Source organism: Mesorhizobium sp. M7A.F.Ca.CA.002.05.1.1, from assembly GCF_003998335.1.
In the GTDB taxonomy this organism is placed as follows: Bacteria; Pseudomonadota; Alphaproteobacteria; order Rhizobiales; family Rhizobiaceae; genus Mesorhizobium.
Genome location: NZ_RZQI01000140.1, coordinates 1 through 9,707 on the forward strand (window position 1 = coordinate 1; position 9,707 = coordinate 9,707).

Genomic DNA, 9,707 nt, shown 5'->3' on the forward strand with positions numbered 1-9,707 from the left:
CGTCCACATAGGCCTCGGTCGGCGACAGGTCGATATAGGTGCCCCCCGCCAGTGTCACTTCAGGCTCGCAGGCGCCGAGTGCTGCGACCTTCTTGCCACGCACCACGCCGTCGACAGCGATCAGGATCTGCACACCGTGGCAGATGGTGAAGATCGGCTTCTTGGCCTCGTGGAAATGGCGCACGATCGCCTGCACGCGCTTGTCGGTGCGGATGTATTCCGGGCCGCGGCCGCCCGCGCAGTAGACGGCATGATATTGATCGAGCTGCCTCTCAGCTTCCGAGAAAGTCTTGTTGATCAGCGCATAGTGGCCGAGCTTTTCGGTGTAGGTCTGGTCGCCCTCGAAGTCGTGCAGCGAGGTCTTGATCAGATCTCCGGCGTTCTTGTCCGGGCATACCACGTGGATGGTGTGGCCGACGGCTTCCATGGCTTGCTGATAGACAAAGATTTCGTATTCTTCGGTGAACTCACCGGTCAGCATCAGTATCTTTTTGCCTGGCATGGCTCTTCCTCTCAGTGTTTGAGCTAGGCAAGGCGCAGACCGCGCCCTGCCTTTCGGTGAAATCGGATAGGGTTAGAATGGCGAGTCAGGGAAATAGTATTCCTTGGCGTTGGCTTGGGTGATCAACGGCGCGTCGAGCTTGACGGTGCCACGGACGGGTGCCTGGCCGATCAGGTTGGCGACGGTCATGTAGATCGCGGTCTTGATCATCGACGGCGGATATGGCGTCTCGACCGGCGTCATGGCGTCGCCGTCGATCACCTTCTTGACGATGTCCTTCATGCCGTTGCCACCGAGCGCCAGCTTGATATCGGTCCGGCCCGATTGCTTGACCGCCTCGAGCACGCCAAGCAGCATGTCGTCGTCATTGGCCCAGACCGCATCGATATGCGGGTACTTGGCCAAATAGTCCTGCATCAGCTTGAAGGCCTCGTCGCTGTTCCAATGCGCGTACTGGATGTCGAGGACTTTCAGGTTCGTACCCTTGATCGTGTCCTGGAAGCCCTTGATGCGCTCGTCGTCGATGACGGTCGGAATGCCGCGCAGCACAACGACGTCGCCCTTGCCGCCGAGCTTGTCGATCATGAACTTGGCTGTGTTGGTGCCAACCGCGATATTGTCGCCGGCGAGGTAAAGATCCTGGACGGAGGCGTCAGTCAGACCGCGATCGACGACGGTGATGAACGTGCCCATGTCCTTGATAGCCTTGACCGGCTGAGTCAGCTCTTCCGAGCTGTAAGGCAGGATCACCAAAGCGTCCAGCTTGCGGCTGGCCGACAGGTCCTCAAGCGCGCTGACCTGCTCCGCCGCGGACGGCGACGTCTTCACGACCACTTCGACGTTCGGGAACGCGGCATTGATTTCCTTGGCCGCCGCTTGTGCGTGATAGACGATGCCCGCCGTCCAACCGTGGTCGGCTGCCGGTATCGACACCGCGATGACCTTCGTGTCTTGCGCCATGGCCTGGCCGGCCAGCAGCAGCGCGCCAAGTGTCGCCGCCGCAATCCATTTTCTACTGAACATTGTCTTCTCCCTTGGACCTACAAGAACGTTGATCCGCGTGGTCCGGACGCGGCGCTATTTCGAATTCGAAAACCGCTGGATGAGCATGGCGATGATGATGATGACGCCCTGAACAGCGGCGACGAGGTATTCGGAGACGAAGTCCGACAGCACCATGAGGTTGGCGATGAGCTCCAGGATGACGGCGCCGGCGACTGTTCCCCACACATGGCCCTTGCCGCCGCGCAGCGCGGTGCCGCCGATTACCACTGCGGTGATGACCTGCAGTTCCCAAAGCTGTCCGGTCGTCGGCGTTGCGGCGCCCAGGCGCGGCACGTAGCAGATCGCGGCAATGGCCACGCAGACACCCTGGACGATATAGGCGACGGTCCGTGTCCTGATCACCGAGATGCCGGAATAACGGGCGACATCCTCATTGGCGCCGACCGCCGCGCATTTGCGGCCGTATTTCATCTTGTACAGGATGAAGGATGCGACCGCGGCGACGGCGATGGATATGAGGATTGGAACCGGGATGCCGGCAACCGTGCCGAAATAGACAGGCCGGTAGGCCTCGCGCAGCGATCGGTCGATTGGTATCGTGCCGCCGTCGGTCAGATAGGTTATCAGCGCCCGGAAAATCCCCATCGTGCCCAGCGTTGCGATAAACGGTTCGATCCTGCCGACCGTGACGATGAGGCCGTTGGCAAGCCCGCACAGCAGGCCGACCAGGATCGCCACCGCCATGCCGGCGGGAATAGCCCAGATACCGGCATGCGGCGCCACCGTGTTCATGAACATGATGGTGATGCCGGTGATGAAGGCGGCCATCGAGCCGACGGAAAGATCGAGCCCGCCGGACGAGATCACAAATGTCGCGCCGACCGCGATAATGGCGATGAAGGCGCTGCGAGTGATGACGTTGGCGAGATTGGTGGCGGACAGGAAATCGGGGTTGATGAGGTAACCCACGACCAGGAGGGCCGCCAGCGCAAGGAAGGGTCCGACGTCGGTCCAACTGACATTGAGATCCAGGGCGCGACGCCCGGGTGCGGATTCGGTCATGACAGCCATTCTGTGCCTCCCTTGGCTTTTGGCCCTGGCTTGGGGCCACTGGTCGCCAGTACCGCCACGTTGCTTTCGGTCATTTCGGCGCCGCTGACCTCGCCGGTGATGCGGCCTTCGCGCATCACCAGGATGCGGTCGCAGATGCCGATCAATTCCTGCATCTCCGAAGAGATGACGATGCAGGCCTTGCCCTTCGCCACAAGCTCCTGGATGAAGGCATAGATCTGCGCCTTGTTGGCGATGTCGATGCCACGCGTGGGCTCGTCGATAATGACCACCGAAGGATCGGTCAGCAGCACCTTCGCCAGCAGCAGCTTCTGCTGATTGCCCCCGGAAAGCTGGCCCGCTTTGGCGCCGAGGCTCTTCAGCCTGATGTCATATGCCTCCACGGCCTGTTCCAGGGCCTCCGCTTCGCGGCGCCGACCCATCGAGAGGCCGGGATGGAACACACCGAGCGCCGACAGCGTCAGGTTAGGCGCCAAGCGCTCCTGCAGCAGCAGTCCCTTGCCCTTGCGATCCTCGGTCAGGTAACCGACGCCGGCGTCGATCGCCGCGCGCGGCGATTGGAAATGGATCGACTTGCCCTCAAGTTCGACCTTGGCGGCCGCCGGGCGCAGGCCGATAATGCCCTCGAAGAGTTCGGTTCGGCCAGCGCCGACCATGCCGGCGAACCCGAGGATCTCGCCTTTGTGGACCGTGAACGACACGTCCTCCGCATAGCCGGGAACGGAGGCGTTCCTCACGCTCAGCATCGGTACATCCGAAGGCGCTGCGGTCCTTTCAGGATAGAGTGCGGCCAGTTCGCGACCGACCATCAGCCGCGCCATATCCATCTGGCTCAGCGTCTTGCCGGGATAGATGCCGACCATCTTGCCGTCGCGCAGAACGGTCACCTTGTCGGCCACCCGTTGCACCTCGTCCAACCGGTGGCTGATATACAGCACGGCGATGCCGTGAGCCTTCAGTCGCAGGACGATCTCCAGCAGGCGCTCGACCTCGCCACCGGTCAGAACGGCGGTCGGCTCGTCGAAGATAACCAATTTATAGTCGTCAAGCAGAGCGCGAGCGATCTGCACCATCTGCCGGTCTGCCAGCGAGACGTCGCGCACCAGTGCCCTTGGCGAGACCGCGCAGCCGATCTGCTCCAGTTTCTCGGCCGCCAGCCGGCGCATGGTGCGGTCATCCACGACAAGGCCACGCGAAAGCTCTCGCCCGAGAAACAGATTGTCGGTGACCGTGAGCCCCTCGGCGAGCAGGATCTCCTGGTGAACCAAAGCGATACCGGCATCCTGTGCCTGGCTGGGCTTGGCAAATTTCACCGCATGTCCGTTCATCGACAATGTGCCGTGGCTTGGCTCGACATAGCCGGACAGCAGCCGCATCAACGTCGACTTGCCGGCACCGTTCTCGCCAATGATGGCGTGGATCTCACCGGGCAGGACGTCTAGGGTGATGTCCGACAACACCGTCACCGGGCCGTATTGCTTGGACAATTGCTGGGCGCGCAGCACCGGTTCGAGCGAACCATGCGCATTGCTGGACAACGTGCTCCCGCCCTCCCCGGCGATATTCGCGGCAATGGACATCCGTTCCGACCTCAATCGAATGCCGGGAGCAGGCGATCGCGCGAGTGCTCTATATGGATGCGCATCGCCTTTGCGGCGGCATCGGGATCGGCAGAGCCGAACGCGGCAAGAATCGCCTCGTGTTCGTCAAGTGCCTCTTCGGTCACACGTGCATGAAACATCAGGCGGAAGATGTGGAAGTGCGTGTGCTGGTGGCTCAACGTCTCGCGGATGAGTTCGTTTTGAGAAAACTCCAAGATCTTGTCGTGGAAGATCGCATCCTGCCTGGCGAAGTTCGAATAGCGTACGCGATCATCCTTGCCTTCGCGGCGTGACATCACGCCGGCGGCTTCGAGCAACACATTGAACTTGGCCTCGTCCATCATTGCGGCGGCCTTCGCGGCGCCGTGCGGTTCGAGCAGCAGACGCATTTCGTACAATTCGTCGAAACGGCGCCGGGTGATCTGGGGTGCGGCACGATAACCGATCAAATGCGTCTTGAGCACGAGGCCTTCGCCTTCGAGCCGGCCAAGGGCTTCGCGGATCGGCGTGTGCGAGACGTTGAATTCCTTGACCAGGCTATCGACTGTAATGCGTGAGCCTGGCGGGATTTTCAGCGCCATCAACTGCGCGAAGATGGCTTCATAGACATCTTCGACGAGACTGTTGGCGCGCTGGATGCGACCAGCTCCAATGGTGGCGTCGCTTGGGTCGGGTAAGTTTGCGGTCTGCATATTTTGCCTCTTGACAGTGAGGACTGCTAACACGATGGTTCCGTCGATGCAATCCTATATCCTATACGATTTTAAAGCGGATATTTTGTAGGGGCGAGAGACACGCTCTTAGACCGTCCGATCCAAGCCCAGTTCAATGCCTCCGTTTCCAGTCAGCCGCCGTCAAAGGACCGATCATGACCCTCTTCGCCGCCCTGCGGTTGCCGCGTGAAATCCTGTTCGGGAAAGGGCAGCGCCATGTGCTGCCGACGGTCGCCGCCCGGTTCGGCCGACGCGCGCTGGTCTGCACCGATGAGCGTTTCGCGGGCACAATGGTATTCGCCGACATCATCAAGTCCCTTCAGTCAGCCTCGATCGAGGTTCTGGTGCATGATCATGTTCTGCCCGACGTGCCACGCGACACGGTCGGCATCTGTGTCGAGGAAGCGAAGGGGTTCAGACCGGACATTGTGATCGGCATCGGCGGCGGCAGCTGTCTCGATTTCGCCAAATGCACCACCCTGCTTCTCAGCCATGGCGGCAAGCTCCAGGACTATTACGGGGAGTTCAAGGTGCCGGGTCCGACACTGCCGCTGATCGCCGTGCCCACCACGGCCGGCACCGGCTCCGAGGTGACGCCGGTCGCGGTGATTTCCGACCCGGACCGGACGCTCAAGGTGGGCATATCGAGCCCTCACCTTATCGCCGCCGTCGCTCTGTGCGATCCCGAGTTGACAATGACCTGTCCGCCTGGCCTGACCGCGATCGCCGGCGCTGACGCGCTGACCCATGCGATCGAGGCCTTCACCGCCATGCGGCGCGGTGAAGACCCCAATCTGCCGCAACAGCATGTCTTCATCGGCAAGACTGCGCTGACCGACCATTTCGCGTTGCTCGCCATAAAACTGCTTGGTCGGAGCCTGGAGAAAGCCTGCAGCGACGGCACCGATGCCGACGCGCGCGCCGATGTCATGATGGGCGCGCTCGCGGCGGGCTGCGCATTCGGCACCGCCGGCACGGCGGCGGCGCATGCCGTGCAATACCCGGCAGGCGCCCTCACCCACACCGCCCATGGTTTGGGCGTGGCGACAATGATGCCTTACGTGATGACCTATAACAGCCGCGTCGCCGCTCACGAGATGGCAGAGATCGGCGCGGCACTTGGCTTGGAGACCAAGGCCAGAACCGCCGCCGAGATGGCAGCCGCCACAATCGAGGAGATCAGGCGATTGTTCGCGGCGATCGGTATTACGCCGACACTGGCGGATTTAGGCCTCCCCGCCGATAAGCTTGACTGGACAGCCGAGCAAGCGCTCGGCATCGACCGCCTGATCAAGAACAATCCGCGTGCCTTCGATCTCGGCACGATGCGACGCCTCGTCCAGGCTGCCCATGACGGCGACCTCGCCGCCTGCGTTATGTGAAAAACGGAACAAAGCGATGAATTTGAAGGCTCAGCAACTCGACCAGGATGGCTATGACGTGCGCGGTTTTTCGCACGGACTTTACATCGACGGCACTTGGCGGCCGTCCTCCGACGGTCGGCTCATCGATGTCGTCGATCCCTCCTCCGGGGCGGTGATCGCGGCAGTTCCCGATGCGACGGTCGAGGACGCCACCGCCGCCGTCGAGGCGGCGGCCAAGGCGGCCAAAGGATGGCGGGAGACGGCGCCGCGCAAACGCTCGGAAATCCTCAGGCGTTGTTTCGAACTGATGGTCGAACGCTCGGAAACGCTTGCCATGCTGATCTCGCTGGAGAACGGCAAGGCGTTGCGCGACGCGCGCGGCGAAGTGGCGTACGCCGCCGAGTTCTTCCGTTGGAATGCTGAGGAAGCGGTCCGCATCACCGGTGAGTTCGGCACCGCGCCCTCCGGCAGCAATCGCATCGTGGTCGATTATGAGCCGATCGGAATTTGCGTGCTGATCACACCGTGGAATTTTCCGGCCGCTATGGCGACCCGCAAGATCGCGCCGGCGCTGGCGGCAGGCTGCACTGTCGTCCTGAAGCCGGCAAGTGAAACACCGCTGACGGCCTATGCGCTGGCGGCACTCTACAGCGAAGCCGGCGTGCCTGCCGGTGTCGTCAACGTGCTGACCACGACCAGTCCCGGGCCGCTTACTTCGGCCATGCTCGCCGATCCGCGCGTCAGGAAGCTGTCCTTCACGGGGTCGACGGGTGTCGGCCGAACCTTGCTCGGCGAGGCTTCAAAGCATGTCATTTCGTGTTCGATGGAACTCGGCGGCAATGCCCCGTTTGTCGTCTTCGACGATGCCGAACTCGACGCCGCCCTCGACGGCGCGATGATCGCCAAAATGCGCAACGCCGGCGAAGCCTGCACCGCCGCCAATCGCCTCTATGTACAATCGGGAATTTATGATGCTTTTGCCGACGGGCTCCGCAAGCGTATGGCGGCACTTAAGGTGGGAGCGGGACCGAATGCAGACACAGAATGCGGGCCGATGATCACCAGAAAGGCTGTCGACAAGATCGACCGCCTGGTCAAGGACGCCGTGGGCCGGGGGGCCAAGGTGCTTTGCGGCGGGGCGATTTCGGAGGAAGAAGGGTTCTTCTATCCGCCCACAGTGCTGTCCGATGTGCCGCCCGATGCGGAGATGGCGCACGAGGAGATTTTCGGCCCGGTGGCACCCATCACACGCTTCGACACCGAGGCCGAGGCGATCGCACATGCTAACAACACGGAATATGGCCTGGCCGCTTATATATACACACGCGATATTGGACGCGGCATGCGGGTGGCGTCCGGGATCGAGGCCGGCATGATCGGTCTCAACCGAGGACTGATGTCGGATCCGGCCGCACCATTCGGAGGCGTCAAGCAGAGCGGCCTTGGCCGCGAAGGCGGCCAGCACCACGGCATCGCCGAGTTCATGGAGGCTAAATATATTGCCGTCACCTTCTGAACCGGCAGTCATGTCAAACGACCCTTTCCGCACGCGCGACCATGTGGCCGACTTTGACGATATCGTGGCCGACATAGTAAGCCGCAGCGCCGAAACCCGGGCGACCCTGCCGATGTCGGCTGATATCGCCTATGGCGAGGGCAAGGCCGAAAGGTTGGACCTCTTCTTTCCGCCCGGCGCGCGCAGGGATCTTCCCGTGCACATCTTCATCCATGGCGGCTACTGGCGCATGTTCTCCAGGAGCGACTATTCTTATGTAGCGAACACAGTCACCAAAGCTGGGGCGATCGCGGTCATCGTCGACTATGCGCTGATGCCCGAAGTCAGGATGGCGGCAATCGTCGACCAGGTCCGACGTGCCAAACAATGGGTGCTGGACAATATAGCCGCCCATGGCGGTGACCCTGCCCGGCTAAGCGTAAGTGGTCATTCGGCGGGCGCACACCTGGCCACATTCCTGTTCGAAAAGACGCCAATGCCATCGCGCATACGTGCGGCGCTGCTGCTAGGCGGCCTTTACGACCTCAAGCCCCTTCAGACGTCCTTCCTTCAGCCGCTAATCGGAATCACCGATGAGGAGGCAGCTGCCTTCACCCCAATGACGCGGTGGCATGACCCGGAGACGGCAGCGACCATTCTCGTGGGAGATCAGGAAACGTCACCTTTTCACCAGCAGGCCGCCGACTTCGGAAAGCGCTTGCGCGCGCAGGGGCACCTTGTCTGCGACCTCCGCCTGAATGACCGAAACCACATGAACAGCGCGCGTGATCTGGGCATCAGCGGCACACAATCTGGCGATTGCCTGATGGCGATGATCGAGGGAAACGGCCTATAGGACGGAACCTGGGGAAGCAGAGCCGCTTGACTGCCGGGCCAGACACTCCCGTCACTCAAGAAAGTACCGTCACGGGATCGCGGCACGCTACCGGCATCGGGCTGAGCTTTGCGGCAGGTGAATCCGGCAGAGGACACAACCGACGACTCCTCATCCTCTTTCTCCACACTGACGAACTGCACAGCGCATCAGAAAATCGAAATTGCCCCTGCCGCCCTGAGTCGCGATGGTCTTTACGCAAGCAGCCGGCTTAGGGCTGTGGAGGAAACGTCGTCGCGGCAAAGCCCCTGGGCAAGGCCGCTTTGGCACGCCGCTGGTTCAAACCGGCAGCGAGGGAGGGTCTGACTTGGCTGGTTCGGGCAAATCCGACACCGCGCGCTTGGGCATCAAAATGTCCCAGGAACTCGTCGTCGGCGCGATCTCGGCCGTCCTGTTCCTGGTGTTCTCGGCGACGCTCAACAATTTCCTGAGCCAGGGCAACATCCTTGCCATTCTCAAGAATGTCTCGATCCTCGGCACGCTGGCCGTCGGCATGGGGTTCATCGTCGTCGGGCGCGGCATCGACCTGACCATGGTGGCGGTGATGGTGGTCGGCGTCGCTCCGGGATCACGGCGCGCAGTGTCGGCTGGTCGAACCGCGTCACATAGGCCAGCGTCTCGCCACGGCGCACGAACTTGCCCTCGAGATCATTTGCCGAAGGAACGATCAGAGTTCCGCTTGCCTGCGCCCGTACCGTCAGCGCTTCGGCACGGTCGCGTGCGATGACAAGGTCGGCGCGTGCCAGCCTGAGTTCTTCGGCCACCACTTTGGCGTTGACCTTTTCCGAGACATCGAGTTTTTCGAGGCGGCGCTCAAGCTCCCCAACCCTCAAATCCAAGAGGACGGTCCGCGCTTCCAGCAACGGGTCTTCCAGCCGCAGGATCGGGTCGCCTCGCTCGATCCTGGCGCCGGGCGTCGCGACAATTTCCGCCACCACGCCATCGACACCGGCATTGACGACTCCGTCGCCCGGCAGCCATACGACGCCTTGCGCGGCGGTCGCGTAAGGCAGCGGGATGACAAAGAACGGCGAGGCTACCAGTGCGAGGCTGGCTGCAAC

8 protein-coding genes and 1 pseudogene are annotated in these 9,707 nt (G+C 62.0%); 3 read left to right on the forward strand and 6 right to left on the reverse strand.

Annotated features, from left to right (window positions below):
• The 5 genes from EN939_RS09905 to EN939_RS09925 form a co-directional block, all read right to left on the reverse strand.
• The coding region (locus tag EN939_RS09905; protein ID WP_164750930.1) for a DJ-1/PfpI family protein at positions 1-502 on the reverse strand (502 nt) is incomplete at its 3' end.
• Positions 503-574: 72 nt separating this feature from the next.
• Positions 575-1,525 (reverse strand): substrate-binding domain-containing protein, encoded by a 951-nt coding sequence (locus tag EN939_RS09910; protein ID WP_127267871.1) that lies wholly within the window; start codon positions 1,523-1,525, stop codon positions 575-577.
• A 54-nt stretch (positions 1,526-1,579) separates the two neighbouring features.
• Complete coding sequence (locus EN939_RS09915) at positions 1,580-2,569, reverse strand: ABC transporter permease (protein ID WP_236383218.1); 990 nt, start codon at positions 2,567-2,569, stop codon at positions 1,580-1,582.
• Complete coding sequence (locus EN939_RS09920) at positions 2,566-4,158, reverse strand: sugar ABC transporter ATP-binding protein (RefSeq protein WP_127267873.1); 1,593 nt, start codon at positions 4,156-4,158, stop codon at positions 2,566-2,568. Before EN939_RS09920 ends, EN939_RS09915 begins: the two co-directional genes overlap by 4 nt.
• Positions 4,159-4,169: 11 nt before the next feature.
• Positions 4,170-4,871, reverse strand: a complete 702-nt coding sequence (locus tag EN939_RS09925; protein WP_127267874.1) for a GntR family transcriptional regulator — start codon at positions 4,869-4,871, stop codon at positions 4,170-4,172.
• A 176-nt stretch (positions 4,872-5,047) separates the two neighbouring features.
• On the opposite strand from EN939_RS09925, the gene EN939_RS09930 reads away from it, so the two are divergent.
• Genes EN939_RS09930 through EN939_RS09940 form a run of 3 tightly spaced genes read left to right on the forward strand, consistent with a single transcriptional unit; the run spans position 5,048 to position 8,607 of the window.
• A complete protein-coding gene (locus EN939_RS09930; RefSeq protein ID WP_127267875.1) occupies positions 5,048-6,274 on the forward strand; it encodes an iron-containing alcohol dehydrogenase in 1,227 nt (408 codons plus the stop codon).
• Positions 6,275-6,290: 16 nt separating this feature from the next.
• Positions 6,291-7,772, forward strand: coding sequence for an NAD-dependent succinate-semialdehyde dehydrogenase (locus tag EN939_RS09935; RefSeq protein ID WP_127267876.1), 1,482 nt, complete (start codon positions 6,291-6,293; stop codon positions 7,770-7,772).
• A gap of 10 nt (positions 7,773-7,782) precedes the next feature.
• Positions 7,783-8,607 carry an alpha/beta hydrolase gene (locus EN939_RS09940; RefSeq protein ID WP_164748775.1) on the forward strand — a complete coding sequence of 275 codons (825 nt, stop codon included), beginning with the start codon at positions 7,783-7,785 and terminating at the stop codon, positions 8,605-8,607.
• 539 nt (positions 8,608-9,146) lie between these two features.
• Here the strand turns inward: EN939_RS09940 and EN939_RS37965 are convergent.
• Positions 9,147-9,707 (reverse strand): annotated as a pseudogene (locus EN939_RS37965) (hypothetical protein); the annotation flags it as partial.